Genomic DNA, 22367 nt, shown 5'->3' on the forward strand with positions numbered 1-22367 from the left:
TTTTACATTATGTTCTGTCAGTATTAACTATATTTTTTTAATACAAGTACTGCATTGTGACCACCAAAACCGAGACTATTAGTCATGGCATACTCTATTTCTCGCTCAACACTTTTATTTGGCACAAAGTTAAGCCCAAAAGCATTTTCATCTTCTTGATGAATGGTAGGTGCAATCTTTCCTGTTTCAAGAGATAATGCTGTAATAATTGTTTCAATGGCTCCAGTAGCTCCCAGCAGATGACCTGTCATAGACTTGGTAGATGAAATCAACAACTGCTCTGCATGATCGCCAAACGTTGTCTTGATAGCAAATGCTTCAAACTCATCACCTATTGGTGTGCTAGTTCCATGTGCATTCAAGTAATCTATTTTTTCTGGTTCAATTCCTGCATCTTTTAACGCCATCTTCATTGTTCGTACACCACCTTCACCATTCGGTGCCGGTGCTGTAATATGATGGGCATCTCCATTGTTACCATAACCAATGACTTCAGCATAAATATGCGCACCACGTGCTAATGCATGTTCTAAATTTTCCAGAACTACAACCCCAGCCCCTTCACCCATAACAAAACCATCTCGGCCTTCCTGATAAGGTCTGCAAGCTGTTTCTGGATCGGGATTCGTACTTAATGCACGGTTTGACGTAAAGCCAGCTATACTTAGTCTGGTAATAGGTGATTCTGATCCTCCTGCAATCATTACATCTGCATCACCGTATTGAATCATACGCATCGCATCTCCGATAGAGTTCGTACCTGTTGCACATGCTGTCACGGTACAACCATTTGGTCCTTTGGCTCCAAGATCGATTGATACTTGTCCTGCTGCCATATCAGGGATAAGCATCGGCACAAAAAACGGACTCACGCGTCTTGGACCTTTATCGACTAGAGTCTGATGCGCATTTTCGAATGACTCTATTCCACCAATACCTGAACCGATCCATACACCGATACGGTCACTATTATCATCCGTTATTTCTAACTTTGAATCTTTCAATGCTTCACGCGCAGCGACTACTGCATATTGTGTAAACCTGTCCATACGACGCGCCTCTTTAAGCGGCATATGATCTTCAATATTAAAATCTTTTAATTCACCAGCTACTTTAACCGCTAAATCATCATGTTCGATGCGAGTAATTGGCGTAATGCCATTAACGCCATTAATAGCATTTTTAAATGTCGTTTGGGCGTCATTTCCAATTGGACTTAAAGCACCTATTCCTGTAATCACAACTCTATTTTTCATCGTCTCTCTCCTTATCTCCCCAAATTAAAGTCATTGCACCATATGTTAATCCACCACCAAAACCTACAAGTACTACTTTAGATCCATTCTTTATCTTTCCTTGTTCAATTTCATGAAACAGGGATAATGGAATACTAGCTGCTGAGGTATTGCCATATCGATCGACAGTCACGCTCATTTTTTCAGGTGGTATTCCTAATCGTTCTCGTGCTGATTCCATAATACGAATATTGGCTTGATGTGGGATAAACATATCGATTGCTGCAGAAGTTAATCCTGCTTTTTGTATGGCTTTAGATGAAACCTCACCCATAATACGCACTGCAAATTTAAATACTTCTCGTCCATTCATTTCAAGTAATCCAGTGTCCTTACTGTCATATAGATACTGGCCGCCTGAACCATCACTACCCCATTCATGTGATAAGAAGCCATAGCCTTCTGCTACTTCACTAACAATCACAGCTGCTGCCCCGTCACCAAATAAAATAGCTGTATTACGATCATTTAAATCTGCAATTTTCGTTAACTTTTCAGCACCAACAACTAAAACATTTCTGCATAAACCTGTTTTAATAAATTGTTCTGCTGTGATTAAACTATAGATAAAGCCAGTACAAGCTGCAAGCTGGTCCATTGCCGGTACTTTTCTTAAACCAAGCTTTTCCTGTAACATCGTAGCAACTGAAGGAAATTTATGATCACCGGTTGCAGTTGCAACAATCACCATATCAATTTCTTCTTTACTTATTTTAGCATTGTTTATGGCATTTTCGCATGCAATGTATGCCATATCACTTACATCCTGATCACTTCGTGCAAAACGTCGCTCTTTTATCCCTGTCATCTTTGAAATCCATTCATCTGATGTATCAAGATAACTTTCAAAATGAGCATTAGTAACAATCTTATCAGGAACATATACTCCTATCCCTTTTATGCCAGCATTCATATATCCACCTCTTATATCTACTTTTAGTATCTGGTACTAATTTATCACAAAAAGAAAAGAACTTCAATGAAGTCCTCGTTAATCATTTATCCTTCCAAGTAGACCTTATATTTATATTCAGGTGATTTCTTATTATTTGGCAATATATCGGTTACTTTATATTTATCAATTAATGCTTCAAGTTTTTCTTGAGTACTCGTTGATACTAACGGAGAAAAGCCATGTAACTGCGTTATATTTTCTTTCATTCCGTAATATTTCGTACCACCAATTAATCTGCCTTCAGTATAAGATTTAGCAATATCCTGATAAAGACCGGAAATATCCTGAATAGTACTTGCTAAAACAAAATCACCAAGATAACTCTGATCAGATATATATCCTATTGCTTTGCAATTATAATCTTTAACCGTACTCATTACTTCACTATTAATACCATCTGCAGCTGGATAGAAAATATCCACATCATTTTCTATCATATTTTTTGTAAGTAGTTGTGCATCTTTATGGTATCCCCATGTCTTAACGAAAGAAGCTTGTATGATTGTATCTTTATTTTCAAAATGCGCACCTTCCATAAAACCTTTGATTTCTGGTTGTGATTCGAAGGCACCGATTACTCCAACTTGATGTGTTTTTGATTCATGACTTGCAAGATAACCTGCAAAAAAGCCCATACTATAGCCTTCAAGGTTTAAGGCAGTGACATTTTTATGCTTACTTTCACCATTCATAAAAACAAAGTGTACATCTGGATATTTTTTTGCATATGCATTAAATAATTTCTCATACCCAGAACCTTGCCCATAAATGATCGAGACATCTCGTTGAATTAATTTATCCAGAACAACTTTTGTTTTGGCATCTGAATCGATATTTTCCTGAATATAAAAGTTCGTATCATATTCCTGAACAATATCAAGCATCGCTTTATAGCCTTCAGTTCCCCAAGTCTGATCATGTATAGAAGAAGGAAAAATAAAACCGATACTTTTGATTTCCTGATATTTAGGAATTTTTATATATACAATTGTTCCGAGCACTGATATGAGTACAATTAAAAATAATAGAAATCTTTTCATAACTTAGTCCTTTCACTGTCAGGGGTATACAATTTAACTATACTCTTTTATAATAATAAATATAACATCTTTCTTGGGGGATAAACACATGCAATATATCATGACTTTCGTTTGGGCTTTTATTTTAGTTCAAATGTGTAACTTCGTATTAATGAGTTTAGGTGGCGGCAATGATTTAAATTTACCGTTCGCTACTATCATCGGAATTGTATTTGGAATTCTAGCAATCGTTATCGCTCACCTTATTCCAAATGAACCGATTCCAACGCATGAAGAACATTAAAAAAATCGAGCCGTGTGGCTCGATTTTTTTATGCTTTAAAGGTAACACCTGACTCTGATTTATCCACCTGAATTGTAGTACCTTCAGGATAATCTTCTTTAATTAAAAGTCTAGCAAGGGGCGTTTCAATTTCTTTTTGGACAAAACGTTTCAATGGTCTTGCACCAAATTGAGGTTCATAAGCTGTATCAGCAATCCATTGTTTTACTTCTTCTGTTAACTGAACAGTCACTCCTCGACCTGTTAAACGAATATTCAATTCACGTACAATTTTATCGACAATGAATGTCATATCATTTCTGCTTAGTGGTTTAAACAGTACAATATCATCCATTCTATTTAAAATTTCTGGTTTAAAGTGTAAATGCAATGCGTCCATAACATTTTGACGTGCTTCTGATGTGATTTCATCATTCTCGATACCATCTAATAAATATTGAGAACCGATGTTACTTGTCATAATAATAATTGTATTTTTAAAGTCTACGACACGACCTTTTGAATCTGTTAATCGACCTTCATCAAGTAATTGTAATAACACATTGAATACATCGCTATGTGCTTTCTCGATTTCATCCAGTAATAATACTGTATATGGATTGCGTCTTACCGCTTCTGTTAATTGTCCGCCTTCTTCATGACCAATGTAGCCTGGAGGTGCACCAATCAAACGAGACACGGCATGTTTCTCCATATATTCACTCATATCGATACGAACCATATGTTTCTCAGAATCAAATAATGTACTCGCTAACGTCTTAGCTAGCTCAGTCTTACCAACACCAGTTGGTCCTAAGAACAAGAAACTACCAATCGGACGATTAGGGTCTTTAATGCCGGCACGTGCACGTACTACAGCATCGGCTACTAAATCAACTGCCTCATCCTGACCTACAACACGTTCATGTAGTATTTCAGATAGTTTAAGTAATTTTTCTTTCTCAGTTTCAACAAGTTTACTAACAGGGATACCAGTCCATTGTGAAACAATATATCCAATCTCTTCCTCTGTAACAACTTCACGAATAAGTCGATCAGTACCTTTTGTTTCCTCAATTAAATTGTCTTCCAGTTCAGCAAGTTCTTTTTCGATTTGAGGAATCTTACCGTATTGTAATTCAGATGCCTTGCCTAAATCATAATTACTTTGTGCTTCTTCCAGTGCTGTGCGATATTTATCGAGTTCAGCACGTTTTTCCTGTACGACACTAATTTGTGCTTTTTCACGTTCTACACGCGCCTGTAATGTTTGTTGTTTTTCTTTTTCATCAGCAAGTTCTTTTTGTAATTCTGCTAAACGACTTTGACTTTTTGTATCCGTTTCATTCTTTAAAGCCTTCTCTTCAATTTCAAGTTGCAGGACACGACGGTTGACTGCGTCTAGTTCAGTTGGGTTTGAGCCCATTTCAGTACGAATTGTCGCACAAGCCTGATCGACTAAATCAATGGCTTTATCAGGTAAGAAACGGTCTGTGATATAACGGTCTGACAATTCAGCTGCTGCAACCAGTGCTGTATCCTGAATTCTCACACCGTGATGCACTTCATAACGTTCCTTCAATCCACGTAATATCGAAATTGTATCTTCTAAGTCTGGTTCAGCAACATTAACTTTCTGGAATCGGCGCTCTAATGCTGAATCTTTCTCAATATATTGACGATACTCATTTAATGTTGTTGCTCCGATACAATGTAATTCACCACGTGCAAGCATAGGTTTTAACATATTTCCGGCATCCATAGCACCATCAGTTTTTCCGGCACCTACCAACATATGAATTTCATCAATAAATAATATAATTTTTCCATCAGAATCTCTAACTTCTTTTAATACCGCTTTTAAACGTTCCTCAAATTCCCCTCTGAATTTCGCACCTGCAACTAATGCTGATAAATCCAGTTCAAAGATCGTTTTATCAAGAAGCGCATCAGGTACATCTTTTTTAACGATACGCTGAGCTAAACCTTCTACAATCGCTGTCTTACCGACACCAGGTTCACCAATTAAAATAGGATTATTTTTTGTTTTACGACTTAATATACGAATTGTATTACGAACTTCTTCATCTCGTCCGATAACCGGATCCATCTTACCATTTCTAACTTCTTCAACTAAATCACGACCATATTTCTTTAACACTTCATATTGTACTTCCGGGTTTTGAGTCGTCACATGATTTCCCCCTCTAATTTGATTAATGATTTCTTTGATAACTTCTGATTTATTGCCGACAAATTCTTTCGTTAAACGATGGGTATCTATTGCAGCAAGAATAATATGTTCAACTGAAATAAACTGATCATCCATTTCATTCATGAAACTCTCTGCTTTATTCATCAGCATGCTGAAATCATTACTTAAATACTGCCCGTATTGAACATTTCCATCAACACGCGGATACTTTTTCAACTGATCTATTATTAATTGCTCATAAGCTTTTATATCTAAATTGCTTCTTTCAAATACTGTGTTTAACATACTGTCACTTTGATTTACAAAGTGCTTCATTAAATTTTCTACTTCAATCGCTTGCAGTTTTTGTTCAACAGCGTCATTTTGTGCAAATTCCAATGCCGATTGAACATTATAAGTCATTTTATCGATATTCATCAAATCACCTCAATAATAGTTTGACCTTCTTTGACTATAATCATATTATAGAACCCTTGCTGTAAAAATACAACTATTTAAACTTAAAAATAAAACATTTTTATATTTTAATTAACACTGAATTTGAGTGTGCTATAATAAAAAAAATGAATTAAAAGTGCGGGTGATACAAATGGTACAAGCTGAATACCACGAACCAATCAGTATAATAAACTACATTACAGAAGAAGGTAAGCTCGAAACATTTGATCAAAATCAATATATATATCAAGCTGAAGATTTAGCGAATGCAATATATGTGATAAAAAGCGGAAACGTTGTGATTCACCGAGTATTAGAAGATGGCAAAGAGTTCTCTTTAAAATTACTTGGTCCAAGAAATATATTTGGTTCCACAACTTTATTTTGTGGTATGAAGAAACACTCATTATTCGCGAAAGCCAAGACAAAAGTTTCACTTTATAAACTTGATATAGAACAATTTGAAAATGTTATTTTAAACGATGAAGTATTAAACTATGAATGGTTACTATGGATTCAAAATGAAAATGAAAAACAAGAATACAAGTTAAGGGATCTCTACACATTAGGAAAAAAAGGTGCTGTTTATTCAACACTGATTAGATTATCTAATACGTATGGAGTCGCTACCGATGAAGGCATACAGCTTACAATCGATATGACGAATAATGAATTAGCAAATTTCGGGGGAACGACGCGTGAAGGTGTGAACCGTATCATCAGTGAACTGAAGTCTATGGACATTATTTCTACAAAGGGTAAGCGTATAACGATAAAAGATCTGGATTATCTTAAAGCTCAAATTAATTGTGAAAACTGCCCGATAAATATATGTAAAATGGAATAAGAGGCTGTCGAACTATTTACCCAAACAAAAAAAGCTGGTGCTTACCAGCTTTTTTTACGTTTTTAGCTAACACCTAAAGCGATTTTAGCATAACGACTCATCATATCTTTAGACCATACTGGATTCCAGACGATGTTAACTTCTACGTCCTTCACCTCAGGTAGTTCACCTAATGCAGTTTTAACCTGGTCAATAATTTGTGGTCCCATTGGGCAACCCATTGATGTTAATGTCATGTCAACTGTTACTAATCCGTCATCGTCCATTTCAACGTGATATACTAATCCTAAGTTAACTATATCTATCCCTAATTCAGGGTCAATAACATTCTCCAAAGCACCCATCAAACTATCTTTCATTGCTTCATCCATTCATATCACCTCATTCTTTGTTATAATCATAATATATCAAAAATCATTCTCATTTCATATCAATAAATTTTGACAATTGATAATGAAAATCAATTAAAGGAGTTACTATTTTGGAACAACATTTAATTTGTCTGGATCTAGACGGTACATTATTAAATAAAAATCAGGAGATTACTCCGTATACAAAAGATATTATTAAAAAACTACAGGCATTGGGTCATAAATTTATGATTTCAACTGGTAGACCTTATCGTGCCAGCCAAATCTACTATACAGAGCTTGGTCTGGATACTCCCATCGTTAATTTTAATGGTGCTTTCGTTCATCACCCTAAGGATATGATGTTCGAAACATTTCATCAGCCTTTAGATTACCAGGTGGCTCGAGAAATATTTGAAAAAATTCCACATCTAAAAATACAGAATATCGTTGCAGAAGTAAAAGACCAGGTGTATTTGCATTACCATGATGAATATTTATTTGAAGGTTTCAGCATGGGTAATCCCCTTATCGAGGTCGGCAATCTACTGGAAAGTATTAAAGAACCTCCTACTTCTATTTTGATTCAGGCTGAGGAAAATGAAATACCTGGTATCTATAAACATCTGGATCAAGTGTATGCTGAACATCTGGAACATCGACGCTGGGGAGCGCCTTTCCCAGTTATCGAGATTGTTAAGAAAGGTATTAACAAAGCTGTTGGTGTACAGATCGCAATGGATTATTTGAATATTAAACAGGAAAATACGATTGCTTTCGGTGATGAAGATAACGATCATGAAATGATAAAATTTGTAGCCAAGGGCGTAGCTATGGGTAATGCAATTGATGATTTAAAACACGTTGCAAATGATATCACAGCAACAAATAATGAGGATGGTATTGGTAAATATTTAGCACAGTATTTTAATATAGAATAGAGGTTTTTATATGAAGATTATTGTTGTAGGTGCAGTTGCAGGAGGCGCCACTGTTGCGTCGCAAATCAGACGATTATGTGATGATGACATCACAATCTACGAAAAAGATCGTGATATGAGTTTTGCGAATTGTGGTTTACCCTACTATTTAGGTGGAGAGGTAAGTCCACGTAATCATCTGGTAGCATCAACACCTGAAAAATTTGAATCAGAGAAAAATATTACTGTTAAAACATATCATGAAGTCGTCGCTATTGATCCAGAACAAAAAGAAGTAACTGTTAAAGATATTAAAAATAATACTACTTTTAAAGATCAGTTCGATTATTTGATTCTTTCACCTGGTGCATCTCAAATTACATTACCTGTGCTTAACGCGCCACATGTCTTTACGATGCGTAACCTGGAGGATACAGATAAAATTCATAATTATATTGAAAGTAATGCTGTGAAAGATGTGCTCGTCATTGGTGCTGGATATATTAGTTTAGAAATATTAGAGAATTTAAAAAATAGAAAGTTAAATGTTACGATGCTCCATCGTAGTGAACATCTATTAAAATCTGTTGATAAAGAGATGACAGATTATATTCCAGATATTCTTGAAGAACACGGGGTACGTGTCTTACTGAATGATGAAGTAAAATCGCTGGACGATAAAAAGGTTCATCTAAAGTCAGGTCGTAAATTCGATTATGATATGATTATATCAGCATTAGGTATACAACCGAATACTCATTTTATTGAAACAAGCGGTATTCAGTTAACTGAAAGTGGTCATATTAAGGTCAATGATCATTTCCAGACCAATTACTCATTTATCTATGCATTAGGTGATGCAATTCAAACAAAATACCGCCATGTAGATTATCCTGCCCAGATAGCACTTGCATGGGGGACTCATCGTGCTGCAAGTATTATTGCACACAATATCACGCAAATTGATATGATCAAATTCAACGGCTTACTTGGCACAAATATCATTCGAATATTTGATTATACTTTTGCGAGTGTCGGGGTAACACCGGATCTACTTGATAAATTTGATTACGATGTTGTTACTCAAACACAAAAACAACACGCAGGATATATGCCAAATGCGAACCCCTTAACTGTTACAGTTTATTATGATCGTTCTACAAGAAAGATACTCCGTGCATCTGCATATGGTAAATCAGGTGTCGATAAACGTATTGATATCATTGCCACGGCAATCATCGGTAATCTCACAATAGATGATTTAAAAGATATTGAAATTGCATATAGCCCAGTCTATAGTAGTCCAAAAGATATTATTAATATGCTTGGATATAAAGCAAAATAAAAAACCGCTCACGAGCGGTTTTTTATTTATATCTATTTTTGATTTGCTAAGTATTTTTTTCGGTTACGAGAGGCACCAATAATAAATGCTGTAAACAATACAATGATTGTACCAGCTGCGATTAAATAACCATTATTAAATCCCTGGTTCTTAACAACCGCATATAATTCCGCTTCTTCTCGATTAGTGATGAGTGAAAATGCATCATCTTTATAATGAACACGATCTCCTATCAGTAAACCACTCAACATCTTATCTTTAGGGATTCGTTTACTATCTAATTTAATATTGGTTGCTTTGCTTCTATTATTAATATTATAGATAAAGTCAACTTTATCAGTATCAAAATAAATTAATTGATTCCCTTTTTTATTGTAGATAACTTCGGATTTACCGTTAAACATTTCATTATACTTTTTATACACACCGCTCGTCACTTCAAGATAATCAATAACCTCTTTTTCCACACGGAAATCTAATAGCTGATGAATATCCGGTGTTTTGTCACCATTCATAGCTATTTCTGTTCCGTACGTCATACTAATCGGTAGTTTTTGAATCATTAAATAACTCATGAGTTGCTTAATACGCGTTCCAGGGAACATATTTTCATTCGCTGCATAGTTTGTAAATCTAGGCATAAAGAAATTATCACTTGAAAGCAATTCATTTTTTTCAAAACTTGCTGGTATTTCCTGGTCAGTTGTTTTAAAAGCATTGGCCAGCTTTAAAGTGGTAGATTTTTTTTGAATGTGATCAAATCCATTCACCTTCAGATCCTCATTTAAAATTGCAATGGTTTCAATACCATCCGGGAATATCTTGTGTGCATCAATTCCATCCTGCATTGCATACATTGATAATCCATCCACTTGATATTTGTCCACAAACTTTGTCATTGCATCTTTATACTTTTTTTGATTTTCTGCATTGTTTAGGTCTATTATCTTTACATCTTTAAAATACTTACTCTGAAAATCATTCATCTTAGTATCTTTAGTTGCAGTAAATTCATTCGTTGCAACGGTCGGCATATCAACGATAACTTTCATATGTTTATCATGAGCAAGTTGAATCATTTTCTTAAACTGTTTTTCCCCACCATACACTGCATCAATTTTGTCATAATTTTTTACATGGTAACCTAAATAGTCTTTTTGATCCTTCTCAAATACAGGTGAAATATGAATCGTATTAAATCCCATCTTTTTAATATAATCAATTTTGCTGATAATACCGTTGAAGTCTCCACCGTAAGGTAATGTATCATCTTTTTCGTTATGGATATGTTTATTATTATCCTCATTCCCATTCATAAATCGGTCAATAATTAAACTATAAATACGTGAGTCCTGTTGCTTTGCGGCGTATGAATGATGATTAAACGTTAATAATAAAATGAATGCAGTAAGCACCGTAACAATTTTTTTCATTTAATTTACCTCACTTTAGTCGTTAACCTTAATTATACTAAAATATAAAGGGTGTGGGGAGAAATTCATAAAAAGTTCACGAAAGAAAAAAAGAACCTCAAGTTAGAGGTCCTTAAAAATAATTATTTAAACATTGCTGTAATCGGACCTAAAGGTAAATGTGCACCTAAACCGATTGTAAGGATTGCAGCTAAAATCACCATGAAGAAAAAGTTTCTTGAAGGTTTCTTTTTCTTTTTACGTGCTAAAGTCATCTCCATTAAGCCAATAGTGATTAAACCTAATAAAAATTTAAAACCATACATCATTGCATCTACGTTCATTGATTTAAAGAAGATAAAACATCCGCTTATAATTGTAAGTAAAGCAAAGATACGTAATACCATCATTAAAGGTTTAAAATATTTACTTGGTCCTAAACGATCTGAAAAATTCTCATATGCTGCAAAAAAGACGATTAATAGTACAACCCAGCTCATGATGTGTAAATGTAACATACCATTTATCATTGTAGTTCCTCCCATCTATAATTCATACTCATATAGTTTAACACAAATTTGTAGGATAGGTTAACTATGTACTGCTGATTTAAGTATAATGCATATATTTTTAATGAATTAAGACAACCCTCAAAGGTGAGGGTTGTCCTAACTTATCTATTATTCTCCAACTGTATTCATTAAAGTTCCGATACCATCTATCGTTACTTTAATTTCATCTCCACGTTTTAAGTATACAGGTGGTTGCATCCCTGCACCTACTCCACTTGGTGTTCCTGTTGCAATCACATCACCCGGATGAAGAGCAACGTATTTAGATATCTCAGCAATTAAATCATCAATTTTTAATACCATATCTTTTGTGTTCCCATCCTGGCGAATTTCATTGTTAACCTTCGTTACGATATTAGCATGTTCAGGTGTCGGTAACTCATCTTTGGTTACAATATATGGTCCCATTGGGCAGCCACCGATTAAACTTTTAGAAAGAAAAGCTTGCGCATGTTCTTTTTGAAGATCACGTGCAGTGATGTCATTAATAATCGTATATCCATAAACATAGTCTAATGCCATTGCTTTTGGTATTTTATGTCCGTACTTTCCAATGACAACACCTAACTCACCTTCATAGTCCAGAGCTTTTGTAACATCACTATGTGCAGGTATTTCATTACCATCACCAATTAAACTTGATGGCGCTTTTGTAAATACGTAAAGCTCATCTACTTCATTGTTTAATTCAGATGCATGTTCAGCGTAGTTACGTCCTACTGCGATAACATTATTCGTAGGAGTAACCGGCGGTAAAAATTGAATATCTGTAAAAGCATATTTATAGTCTTCTTTATGTGCAGATGCTTCAACTTTCTCGATCGTTGCGCGAACTAGCTCCTGGAAATCCACCGTATTATTTTGTTGTAATGCTTCTAGTAACGTTTTTGGATAGTCGCCATCTTTAAAATCTGCAAACACTTTTACCAAATCCCATGCAGCATCTTCTCTTTTAACTTTAACCCCATACGTTACTTTATCCTTGATTTTGAATGTTAAAAACTTCATTTATATTTCACTCCTCTTCTCTGTTGTTCTCATTATACAGAATATTTTAAAATCTTTCATGCTTTTGTATTATTCTGGTCATTGTTTTTACTTTTTTCTATCCATAGACTCAACACAATATAAACAACTGACACAACTAGCGCTACAATTAAAGAATGTTGCAATAGTTGTATTAATGATGAAGCTGGATAAGGTAGTTTACCAATTCCGGTAAATAAGCTATAGATTATAACATCGATTAAAACAACCATACCTATGTAGAGCTTTGTCTGTTTTAGAGGGTGGGTAGTCAATTCATCAAAATATCTGATACAAATAAATATTATCAATACTAACCCCAATCCTTGCAAACTTGCACCAAGAATTAATAATAGATATTGCAGAAAACCGAAGCTAAACTTGAAAATAAGCAGTTTTACTGATGTTCCGGCTATAAGTGCCATGAGAGACTGAATAAAAATATTACTTGTTGAAACATTTTTCTGGTGATACATTCCTGTTAATACTCCCGGTATGATGCACAGTATAAACGCTGCAATATAATAATGGGTGTGTTGAACAAAATAATCTATGTTTAGCAGTATATATTTACCTGCTTGATGTTGATGATTAATAGCGATAAATTCCTGAAATGCCTTAACATTTAAAAATGATTCATAATCTCGAAATAATATGATAACAGGAATAATGATGACAAACGTAAAGGAAGCATAAATTGAAATCGTGAAGCTTAACAGCTTTTGTTGTGACAATTGCTTTTGACTAATCCGTTTTAAAAACATAAGCGCAACGGCAATCATCGGTAATACACTCATTCGCGTTATAAATAAACAAATCATAAAGCTTAATACGGCAAAAATAATGATTGTTCTGTAACTTATTTGACTCAACATGTAACATCGATTACCTAAAATGAAACCAAACATGCTTAGGCTGATAAATAGAATCATCATTATATATAGAGAAAGTGTCGGTAACTCAAATTCATTATAATACTCAAAGGGGTTAATCAATTCAATCGGCTGATTCATCAGAAAAGCAACACTTAATGTGTAGAGTATAAGTGGAATTGCATATAGTACATATACTATTGTTCGTTTCATCCGCTCACCTCTACGAGTCCGCCGTCAAAGAAGTATAAATATGATTTAATTTCCTGATTTAATACTGATTCCAACGCTGCTTTATAATAGTTTATTTGTACGCGATAATTATCCGCCATTAATGCAAGGGTTTCTTCTCTAGAACGACCTAGACGAGTCATAACTTTATCTGTTTTATAGTCCACTAAGTAATATTCTCCGTTATATTTGAATACACAGTCAATCATCCCCTGAACTAATTGATCAGGATGTGCTTCAACTAAATATTGCTTTCCTATAACGAACGGCAATTCATGGTATACTTCTTCTGCATGTATAAGTTTTTGAAATATTTCAGTGTGCATGAATGTAAGGATTTGTTCAATATTAATATACTGAATATCCTGAGACGAGATTAAATTTCTATCTACTAGTGTATCCATGAAATCAGTAAGTTCATCTTTTGAAAGTACGCGCATAGGAATATGCTGCATGATGAGGTGCATTAACGTACCGATTTCCTGCGGTGTTTTCTTTTGTTCAGTCATGAACTTCGGTCGATCAAACTGTTTTTTACCTAACTTATATTGGTTAATATACGTCCACGTTGTTAACTCATCCTCTGCTTCTGCCTTCTTAATATCTGACACACTTTCCTTTGTCGGTAAGCTAAATTCATCAACATATGCATAACGATAGTCTTTTATGTCGTTCAGCCAATGTATATCAGCATGATTCATTTTAATATCGTCAGCAGTCTCCTCAACTTCATACATAGATATTTCATTGATTACTTGATATGATATATCAAGCGGATGATTCGGCTGCAAAATAGCCGGTAGAATAAAAGATAATGGAGATGTAGCATTTAATCGATAAAATAGATCTAGCTTTTGATTCATCTCAACATCCATATATTTCTCAAGTGCCGATTCTGAATTCACACTGCCTAATAAGATAAGTTTCTCACGTGCTCGTGTAAATGCAACATACATCAGTCGCAATTCTTCAGAGGTTTGAGATATTTTAAGATGATGTTTAAACAAACCATTTAACATCAATGGAAAAGCGACATTTGCTTTGGCATCAAAATAATTTATCGCCAGACCCATCGATTGATCCACTAACACATCGGCATTTGTATCTCTAAAATTAAATTTTTTATTCAGTCCTGCATAAATTACAAAGGGAAACTCTAAACCTTTTGATGCATGCACTGTCATCATCTTCACTACATCCGCTTCATCTGAAATGATGTTCACTTCACCAAAGTCCTTTTGATTTGTAAGCATGTTATCGATATATCGAATAAACTGAGATACGCCTCGGTAACTTGATTTTTCAAAATTGTCAGCGAGACTTAATAATTTCTTCAGGTTAGCTTCGCGTTGATGTCCACCTGCGAGCAATAAATATTTTTCAAGCAAATAAGTGTCCTCATAGATATAAGTTAACAACTGACTTACACTCATCGAATGCTGACTACTACGATAATCCTCCAGATCACTCAGTACTTTAGCAACTTTTAACTTCAAATCTTCATCATGCCCCATTGCTTTATACTGTAATAAATTCTGATACAGATAAATAGAAGTATCCAGATTTCTTATCGTCGCTAATTCATCTGCTGTAAACTGATAAATTATACTTCTTAATACACCTGCTAAAGGAATATCCTGCAAGGGATTATCTATTATTCGAAGAAAGCTCATAATGGTTTCAATTTCATCTGTTTTAAAGTAACCTTCCTTGCTACTCACATGAAATGGAATATTATATGCTTTCATAACTTGCATATGAGTCACTGCATTACTAAATCCTCGTTCCAAAATAGCGATATCTTTATAAGTAGCTTTGCGATATGCCTGTAACTTCACATCATATACTAGCTCTTCATTCACAATCTGCTGAATACGTTGTGCAATGTAATGACTTTCAGGGTGTTCGACTTCTATATTTTCCTTGTTTAAAACAATCATTTCAGTAAATGTACGATTCATATCATATGGTGCACCGTAATAAAGCTTTTGGTCATCATTATAATCAATATCACCGATACTTTCATCCATGATTCTTTCAAAAATTGCATTTGTATCATCGATCACTGATTCACGTGATCTGAAGTTTTTGGATAGTTCTATCACTTTACCTGACTGATTTGCTTTAAATTCTGCATATTTCTGAAGAAATAATTCAGGTTCAGCTTGTCTAAACTTATAAATAGATTGTTTAACATCCCCAACCATAAATAAATTGCCATGCTTTTCCGGATGCTTTTTAATAGCCTGTATAATACTCTCCTGTACACGATTGGTATCTTGGTATTCATCGACCAGAATTTCATGATACTGCGCTCGTAATGCAAGAGCAATTTCAGTAGGCTCATTGTTATTTAATAATATTTTTAAGGCAAAATGTTCATAATCACTAAAATCAATAATTTTGCGTTCTCTTTTTAATGCACTAAAATGCAGCATAATTTTTTCAGTTAACTGCGTTAATGCTTCTACCTCTCCATACATAGACTGAATATCTTCTGCCATTTCATCTGGAGACGCATACAGTATATTTTGCAGATTAGTAATAATAGTTTTCACTTCATTTAAATCCTTAGTAATAAAGTCGTTCATTCTTTTAGCGTCAGGATCATCTTTTGTTTTTACTGCTGGTTTTCTGCCAAAACTAATTTTATGAACTGCTTCAAATTGCTGTTGTAAGCCACCTTGTATGTGAAGTCTTTTATAAATATCATCCAGATAATCATAGGTTTTTTCAAAATCTTCACTGATACAGTTAGACTGCGCTCTATTGATTAAGTGTCGTGCCTGCTGTAGTGACTGATGAACATACTTAGATAGTCGCTCAAAGTTTTCATCATGAATATGTGCATGTTTGTAATAATCTCTGATTTGAGACAGCCATGCTGATGGATTATTATTAGCTATCGCAAAATAATATAGTTTATGAAGCAATTGTCTTAATTCAAAGTCACTTCGTTCATTTGTCAAGTGAAGCATTAACTTTAACTCATTATCATCTAGATGCTCATATGTTTCCTCTAAAACGTCATCAATAGCCTGCATCAGTAGTAATGAGACTTCTTCATCATTTCCTGTTCTAAACGTTGGATCTAAATCTATCGTATAATAGTATTTCTCAATAAGATTCAGACAGAATCGATGAAGCGTTGATATTTCTGCCTGCTGAATTTTTACAAGTTGACGTTGCAAATGACGGGTAGGATTTACTTTCAACTCACTGATAATTCTAGACTGAATGCGCTCTCTCATTTCTTTAGCACTAGCATTCGTAAAAGTAACAACGAGCAGCTCATCAATATTTATACCTTTATCAATAATCTTTCTAATTATCCTTTCGACAAGAACAGCTGTTTTTCCACTTCCGGCAGCAGCTGAAACCAAAGTGTCCTGTCCACTCGTTTCAATTGCTAATTGCTGTTCCTTAGTCCATGACATCGCCATTGAATTCATCTCCTTTCATTACTGCTTCTATAGGATCTATCTTTTCATCTATTGCACGTATGTCTTGTGCATTTAATATTGAATCTAAATGACAAACCGCTTTAAATTCACAGAAGTCACAAGGTAATTTATTGTTATAATAGAGTGGCGTTATACTACAATCTCCAGACAAAACGTTGTCTGCTGTTAATTTAAAATTATTGCGATTATGTTCAATAAAGCGATTAATCACTTCAACCGGCAATACTTTAGAGTTAGCTGTAAATTCCCCTGATTTTTTTAAGCTGACTGGCACGATATCAGACTTGTTTGTCTCTTCAATCGCTTCATCAAAATAGGACACTAAATCAAGATCATCAATGATATAACCCTCCATCTTATATGCAGCGGCACGTTTTTTAATCAAATCCTGAGATAATTCATTTTTATTATTTAATTTAAGCTTCGGTTCATAGACATGATAATAGAGCATTCCCGCAGGAAGCGTATTTTCTTTCAATCCTAAGCGTTGTTTATTTTGCAGTACAACATCCATATATGTCATCATTTGCATTTGAATACCATAATAGACACTTCTGAGATCAAGTGAAGTTGCACCAGACTTATAGTCGATGATAGAAACATAGTCATTATGTGCATGATTCAAAATATCTATCCTATCAATCTGACCACTGATTTCAACTTGTTGCCCCGATGCTAATTGCAGCTTTTGGCTATCCAGCTCACCATTTTTGCCAAAGCGTGTCTCAAATTTAGTCATCTTAAATTTGCTTTGTTGTTGATGCGACTGAATCATACTGAAAGTATCAACAAGCATCGCCTCAATCTTTAAAATCATATATCTGTAATGGTGTTTCGAATACATTAATTCGAATTGAACAGTCGGAAGATGTTGTGCTAAGTATTGACGGATTGTACGACGTATATCTTCTTTTGAAATACTGAATAACTGATCTTTAAATGTTTCTCCGAGATATGCCAGTACTTCATGATATATATTTCCAAGATGAAAGCTCTGTAATTCAAAATTATCTCGTGGTCTGAGTTTTAACCCGTGACCTGCGAAATGCTTAAAGGCACATTGATTAAAGCTTTCAAATCGAGAAACACTTGCTTTTATCACATCGCCATAAAGGCGTGCAACGTTCTTATCATGTAATGGGGTGGTTTGATTACGATAATATTTAAGTTCAAAGATTTCATCATATCCATGAGCTTTGTAAAACTCAATGACAGAATGCCAGGCTTCATCATGCGCATGATGTGCAGCTACACTGACACCTGTACTTAAAGTAGTAATTTGATCCTCTGGAGAAAATAGGTTTGTATAAACATTTTCTATACGACATATTTCACGTATGTCTTTTAAAAATGAAGATGGTCGCATCGCTTCATAGGATTCATTCATTAAACTATAGGATAAGTACAACGCATCTGTCGCATTTGTCATAGCTATATAAGCTACAAATCTTTCATCTTGAGCTAATAATTCTGCTGAAGGAGCAAGTTTCAAACCTCCAATAGATGAGATAAGTTGTTTTTCATGGTCAGTAATAATTGCATCTTCACGAATTGCACGCGGTAAAATATCATCATTTAAACCACACATAAAGATAATTTTTTTATTTTCAACTTTTGCAAGATCCATATTAAGAATTTGAATTTGATCAAGCCCTTGTGGTGCTGCACTAAATTCCAGAGATTCAAAACCAACATCTAGTATTTCTGCCATCATTTCATACTTTAATGTTTTATCATTTAGTACTTCGACAAAATCATCCAGTACTTGATTAATTCCAGTTAATAACTGATCATATTCTAACGCTTTGTAATGATGACCACTATCAATCATTTTATCTCGATTTACCATTAAGTAATCCGGTAACTGAATCTTTAATAAAAATTCATATAAATTCGTTGCAAATTCTGATGCAAAAAGAGAAGTTGTTAAACTCACTTTCAAACCATCTACTAATTCTACTGTCTGATCTACATACGTAAGAAATGCATCCCATTGTTCAGTTGAGTACATATCATCCTTACTAAATTGTAGTTTTCTTTTTTCCACCAGATCCTTGTAACTCATACCACGTGTAATCATTACATTTTCCAGCATATCAACAAACTGCAAATCAACACGATCAATATGTTTAGTAATTAATCCGGTTTTTAGCGCTCTAAATAAATGATCCAATTGATATGTATTTTTAAAGAATCCAAGTAATGAACGTATCAATTCAATACTATGATGATGGTGCATTACTTCTTTATAATCTGTATGATACGGTATACCAATCTTCACTGCTCGTTTAATGAGAGCACGTGCATATGCCGGATCACGATATAAAATGGCAATATCTTTATATCGATAATCTTTCTTTCCTAAATTAAAAATTTTATGCATGATAGCATTTACTTCTTTTTGCACATTTTCAGCTTCCAGCACTTCAATTTTTTGTTCAGACATATGAGAGATTTGCAATGCATCAAAATATTGCTCTAAAGTTTTTAGTGCATCATTATTAAATCGAAAACTTTCAACCATCTGTTTTACTGTATAGTTAATATTATGTAGCTTTAAATAATCTGTAATGCTCTGAAATGTTTCTTCAGTTTTACGGAATAATCCACTTGATTGATGCGGATCAAGCGTTAGTGCAATGGTCACAGATTTAGCATGCTTACACAGTGCAAGTAATACCAGGTATTCAATAGTTGTAAAATTGTAAAAACCATCAATATAAATGTCTGCATGTTTGATTGTCTCTGACTGCTCAATGAGGTGAATTAAGTGATAAAGCGTATCTTCGGCTTGCATAAATTGATTCTTCATCTCTGCATTCAGCGCTTCATAAATCAAACCTATATCATGTAGTTTATCTTTTGTTCTAACTTCTAAATCTGCAGTAGTTAATGCACTGATATCTTCAGCAGAAACATTGTACTTCTTTAATTCGCTGAATGTCTGGCTTAATTTTTGGCTAAAACCATAATAATTACTCGCTGTCTGAAAACGACTTAATGAGGATTGATGCTGTTTCACCATTTCAAATGTCAACATCTCCACTCCTGCTTTAGATATCGGCGTTAATTCCGGTCCTCCTATCTCACTTTTCAAACGCCAGTATAAACGATCAAAAGAGTAAATAGCAGTCCTCATACTACCTTTAATTCTGCTATCTTTACTTAATGCCTGTTCGATAGAAAATGTGCTTTGTCTGGGCGCAATCATAATGATTGGATCACCTAAAGGCTGTTTCATTAATTCTGTTTTTATGGATTCAACTATAAAATGTGTTTTACCTGTTCCACGTCTACCTAATAAAAAGCTTACTGTCATAAACATCCCCCTAAATTTTTTGGTTAAGATATATCCTGCATACAAAAACCGAACGAAACCTATAAATCACTCAGATTTATAGTATTAGTTCGGTTATAGTCGCTAAGGTAATTTAAGTACCTTCATTTAATATTTATTTAGGATCAAAGTTATAGTGAAAACTGTTGAATGGCCAGTAGCGTAGTGCGACTTCTCCAACAACCTTATCATCCTTTATTAAGCCAAAATATCGACTATCTTTACTTACTTCCCGATTATCTCCCAGTACTAAGAGATAGCCTTCAGGTATTTTATCTTTCCCCTTAGCATACGCTAAATCCTTAACGCTGAAATTTTCAGTAAGTAATATGTTCGTTTTAGCTACTTTATTTTCTTCTAAATAGGGTTCATCAACTTGTTTTCCATTCACATATAACTGATCATCAACATATTTAACATTATCTCCCGGTGTTCCAATGACACGTTTCACATAGTCATATTGTTTATCCGCATGAAACACAATGACATCACCATTATCTATTTTGCCTGTTACATAACCAATTTTATTGACGATGACTTTTTCTCCATCTTTTAATGTAGGGTCCATTGAATCCCCTTTAACCGTATATGTAACAAATAAAAACTGATTAATCACAAATATCAATGCTAATGCAACTACTATTGCTATTAACCACTCTACTATCTCTTTTTTCAAAATGTCACCTCTTATTATTATGCCAATATGTATGAATCACTTTTCCTAACATCTGTTTACGACTTATACAGCCAAATGTTCTGGAATCAGTACTAATTGAAATATTGTCCCCGATAACCAAATAACAATCTTCAGGAACGATTCTATAGTCCTTCGTCTGATCTCTTAGCAGTAAGTTCATCGAATTATCTTTATAGCGCGTTTTTCTGCCATTTATAAACAGCTGCCCTTTTGATACTTTCAGATAGTCTCCGGGCGTTGCTAAAATTCTTTTCACCAAGACCTCTTTATTATTTAGCTTAAAGAAGAAAATATCATCAATACGTGGTTCGATCATAATATCTATCGATTGATTGACAAACACACGATCTCCATCATTCAATGTAGGTTCCATAGAATGACCTTCAATCATATAATTCGATATAAAAAAAGATCTGAATATTACAATGAATATCAGGATAAAAATACATGGCATAGCCCATTTTTTTATATTCATCGTTTAGCCTCTGATTTAATTAAGTAGTTCTCTAAAAGTTTTCCAGTAAACCATAGTAAAAGTAATACTATAGCAACAATTATACTCTTTTTCGGTTCTCTGACAAAGGAATATATATCACTTCCGATGAAACTCAGCATAAATAACATGATTGCTTTACCTAGTAACACAGCTATTAAATAACGCCTTATACTCACCGTACTTAATCCGGCTACCACATTCACGAGACTAGACGGAGTGAACGGAAAACATAGTAAGATAAACAAGGGTAATACACCTTTATCATTAACACGACGTATAAATTTCATTGTATGAGGATGTCGATTTAAGTGTCTTAAAAATTTATGCTGTCCGTATCTCCTCACCAATAAGAAAACTATGTATGCACCACAAAAAGCCCCTAGCCAGGTAATGATAAAACCCCAGATAAGACCATATGTATTTACATTCACAACTGCGAATAATGCTATCGGAAGTATTGGGAAGAATGCTTCAATAAATGGCAGTAAGAATGCTATGATAATTCCAAATGATTTAAAGGTTTCAAAATAACCATTAATTGCTGCTTCACTAAAATAATGCGTGATAAAATCCATTTCCTCACCTACTCTCAT

The 22367-nt window shown here is 34.3% G+C and carries 18 protein-coding genes; 4 read left to right on the top strand and 14 right to left on the bottom strand.

The window, feature by feature from the left end; genetic code table 11:
• Positions 1–23: 23 nt before the first annotated feature.
• The 3 genes from fabF to ACMGE6_RS00590 form a co-directional block, all read right to left on the bottom strand.
• The gene (fabF, locus tag ACMGE6_RS00580) at positions 24–1256 is read right to left on the bottom strand and encodes a beta-ketoacyl-ACP synthase II (RefSeq protein ID WP_414054070.1); all 1233 of its coding nucleotides are present in this window, start codon (positions 1254–1256) and stop codon (positions 24–26) included.
• A complete protein-coding gene (locus tag ACMGE6_RS00585) occupies positions 1246–2208 on the bottom strand; it encodes a beta-ketoacyl-ACP synthase III (protein WP_414054071.1) in 963 nt (320 codons plus the stop codon). Before ACMGE6_RS00585 ends, fabF begins: the two co-directional genes overlap by 11 nt.
• Before the next feature lie 86 nt (positions 2209–2294).
• Positions 2295–3290 (bottom strand): BMP family ABC transporter substrate-binding protein, encoded by a 996-nt coding sequence (locus tag ACMGE6_RS00590; protein WP_414054072.1) that lies wholly within the window; start codon positions 3288–3290, stop codon positions 2295–2297.
• 88 nt (positions 3291–3378) lie between these two features.
• Here ACMGE6_RS00590 and ACMGE6_RS00595 point away from each other — a divergent pair, with 88 nt between their 5' ends.
• The gene (locus ACMGE6_RS00595) at positions 3379–3573 is read left to right on the top strand and encodes a YjzD family protein (RefSeq protein WP_414044642.1); all 195 of its coding nucleotides are present in this window, start codon (positions 3379–3381) and stop codon (positions 3571–3573) included.
• 28 nt (positions 3574–3601) lie between these two features.
• On the opposite strand, the gene clpB is transcribed toward ACMGE6_RS00595, so the two are convergent.
• Complete coding sequence (clpB, locus tag ACMGE6_RS00600) at positions 3602–6184, bottom strand: ATP-dependent chaperone ClpB (protein ID WP_414054073.1); 2583 nt, start codon at positions 6182–6184, stop codon at positions 3602–3604.
• A gap of 172 nt (positions 6185–6356) precedes the next feature.
• Here clpB and ACMGE6_RS00605 point away from each other — a divergent pair, with 172 nt between their 5' ends.
• Positions 6357–7052 (top strand): Crp/Fnr family transcriptional regulator, encoded by a 696-nt coding sequence (locus ACMGE6_RS00605; RefSeq protein WP_414054074.1) that lies wholly within the window; start codon positions 6357–6359, stop codon positions 7050–7052.
• A gap of 62 nt (positions 7053–7114) precedes the next feature.
• Here ACMGE6_RS00605 and ACMGE6_RS00610 read toward each other — a convergent pair whose 3' ends face one another.
• Positions 7115–7423 (bottom strand): metal-sulfur cluster assembly factor, encoded by a 309-nt coding sequence (locus ACMGE6_RS00610; protein ID WP_414044645.1) that lies wholly within the window; start codon positions 7421–7423, stop codon positions 7115–7117.
• 110 nt (positions 7424–7533) lie between these two features.
• Between ACMGE6_RS00610 and ACMGE6_RS00615 the strand changes: the two genes are divergently transcribed.
• A complete protein-coding gene (locus ACMGE6_RS00615) occupies positions 7534–8343 on the top strand; it encodes a Cof-type HAD-IIB family hydrolase (RefSeq protein WP_414044646.1) in 810 nt (269 codons plus the stop codon).
• Positions 8344–8353: 10 nt separating this feature from the next.
• Entirely contained in the window at positions 8354–9667 is a 1314-nt protein-coding gene (locus tag ACMGE6_RS00620; protein ID WP_414054075.1) for a CoA-disulfide reductase, read from the top strand.
• 32 nt (positions 9668–9699) lie between these two features.
• Here the strand turns inward: ACMGE6_RS00620 and ACMGE6_RS00625 are convergent, their stop codons facing one another.
• The 9 genes from ACMGE6_RS00625 to ACMGE6_RS00665 form a co-directional block, all read right to left on the bottom strand.
• On the bottom strand, positions 9700–11100 hold the full coding sequence (locus ACMGE6_RS00625) for an alpha-amylase family glycosyl hydrolase (RefSeq protein WP_414054076.1): 1401 nt from the start codon (positions 11098–11100) through the stop codon (positions 9700–9702).
• Positions 11101–11222: 122 nt separating this feature from the next.
• A complete protein-coding gene (locus ACMGE6_RS00630) occupies positions 11223–11609 on the bottom strand; it encodes a YisL family protein (RefSeq protein WP_414044649.1) in 387 nt (128 codons plus the stop codon).
• 150 nt (positions 11610–11759) lie between these two features.
• Positions 11760–12659: a fumarylacetoacetate hydrolase family protein gene (locus ACMGE6_RS00635; protein ID WP_414044650.1), complete on the bottom strand. Its 900-nt coding sequence runs from the start codon at positions 12657–12659 to the stop codon at positions 11760–11762.
• A 56-nt stretch (positions 12660–12715) separates the two neighbouring features.
• Positions 12716–13762, bottom strand: coding sequence for a hypothetical protein (locus tag ACMGE6_RS00640; protein WP_414054077.1), 1047 nt, complete (start codon positions 13760–13762; stop codon positions 12716–12718).
• Complete coding sequence (addA, locus tag ACMGE6_RS00645) at positions 13759–17223, bottom strand: helicase-exonuclease AddAB subunit AddA (RefSeq protein ID WP_414054078.1); 3465 nt, start codon at positions 17221–17223, stop codon at positions 13759–13761. The genes ACMGE6_RS00640 and addA overlap by 4 nt, the downstream gene beginning before the upstream one ends.
• Positions 17204–20563: a helicase-exonuclease AddAB subunit AddB gene (gene addB, locus ACMGE6_RS00650; protein ID WP_414054079.1), complete on the bottom strand. Its 3360-nt coding sequence runs from the start codon at positions 20561–20563 to the stop codon at positions 17204–17206. The genes addA and addB overlap by 20 nt, the downstream gene beginning before the upstream one ends.
• Positions 20564–20696: 133 nt before the next feature.
• Entirely contained in the window at positions 20697–21257 is a 561-nt protein-coding gene (gene lepB, locus ACMGE6_RS00655) for a signal peptidase I (protein ID WP_414047829.1), read from the bottom strand.
• 4 nt (positions 21258–21261) lie between these two features.
• Positions 21262–21753: a signal peptidase I gene (lepB, locus tag ACMGE6_RS00660; protein ID WP_414054080.1), complete on the bottom strand. Its 492-nt coding sequence runs from the start codon at positions 21751–21753 to the stop codon at positions 21262–21264.
• Positions 21750–22349, bottom strand: coding sequence for a TVP38/TMEM64 family protein (locus ACMGE6_RS00665; protein WP_414054081.1), 600 nt, complete (start codon positions 22347–22349; stop codon positions 21750–21752). Before ACMGE6_RS00665 ends, lepB (ACMGE6_RS00660) begins: the two co-directional genes overlap by 4 nt.
• Positions 22350–22367: the final 18 nt, after the last annotated feature.

Origin of the sequence: Macrococcus equi, from assembly GCF_047426745.1 — a bacterium.
Classification (GTDB): domain Bacteria; phylum Bacillota; class Bacilli; order Staphylococcales; family Staphylococcaceae; genus Macrococcoides; species Macrococcoides equi.

Excerpts from the sequence above, each read along its gene's own strand:
- fabF (WP_414054070.1), bottom strand. The coding sequence starts at position 1,256 with ATGAAAAATAGAGTTGTGATTACAGGAATAGGTGCTTTAAGTCCAATT.
- ACMGE6_RS00665 (WP_414054081.1), bottom strand. The coding sequence starts at position 22,349 with ATGGATTTTATCACGCATTATTTTAGTGAAGCAGCAATTAATGGTTAT.
- ACMGE6_RS00590 (WP_414054072.1), bottom strand. The coding sequence starts at position 3,290 with ATGAAAAGATTTCTATTATTTTTAATTGTACTCATATCAGTGCTCGGA.
- lepB (WP_414054080.1), bottom strand. The coding sequence starts at position 21,753 with ATGAATATAAAAAAATGGGCTATGCCATGTATTTTTATCCTGATATTC.
- ACMGE6_RS00605 (WP_414054074.1), top strand. The coding sequence starts at position 6,357 with ATGGTACAAGCTGAATACCACGAACCAATCAGTATAATAAACTACATT.
- ACMGE6_RS00610 (WP_414044645.1), bottom strand. The coding sequence starts at position 7,423 with ATGGATGAAGCAATGAAAGATAGTTTGATGGGTGCTTTGGAGAATGTT.
- ACMGE6_RS00620 (WP_414054075.1), top strand. The coding sequence starts at position 8,354 with ATGAAGATTATTGTTGTAGGTGCAGTTGCAGGAGGCGCCACTGTTGCG.
- ACMGE6_RS00595 (WP_414044642.1), top strand. The coding sequence starts at position 3,379 with ATGCAATATATCATGACTTTCGTTTGGGCTTTTATTTTAGTTCAAATG.
- ACMGE6_RS00625 (WP_414054076.1), bottom strand. The coding sequence starts at position 11,100 with ATGAAAAAAATTGTTACGGTGCTTACTGCATTCATTTTATTATTAACG.
- addA (WP_414054078.1), bottom strand. The coding sequence starts at position 17,223 with ATGGCGATGTCATGGACTAAGGAACAGCAATTAGCAATTGAAACGAGT.
- ACMGE6_RS00585 (WP_414054071.1), bottom strand. The coding sequence starts at position 2,208 with ATGAATGCTGGCATAAAAGGGATAGGAGTATATGTTCCTGATAAGATT.
- ACMGE6_RS00640 (WP_414054077.1), bottom strand. The coding sequence starts at position 13,762 with ATGAAACGAACAATAGTATATGTACTATATGCAATTCCACTTATACTC.
- addB (WP_414054079.1), bottom strand. The coding sequence starts at position 20,563 with ATGACAGTAAGCTTTTTATTAGGTAGACGTGGAACAGGTAAAACACAT.
- ACMGE6_RS00635 (WP_414044650.1), bottom strand. The coding sequence starts at position 12,659 with ATGAAGTTTTTAACATTCAAAATCAAGGATAAAGTAACGTATGGGGTT.
- ACMGE6_RS00630 (WP_414044649.1), bottom strand. The coding sequence starts at position 11,609 with ATGATAAATGGTATGTTACATTTACACATCATGAGCTGGGTTGTACTA.
- clpB (WP_414054073.1), bottom strand. The coding sequence starts at position 6,184 with ATGAATATCGATAAAATGACTTATAATGTTCAATCGGCATTGGAATTT.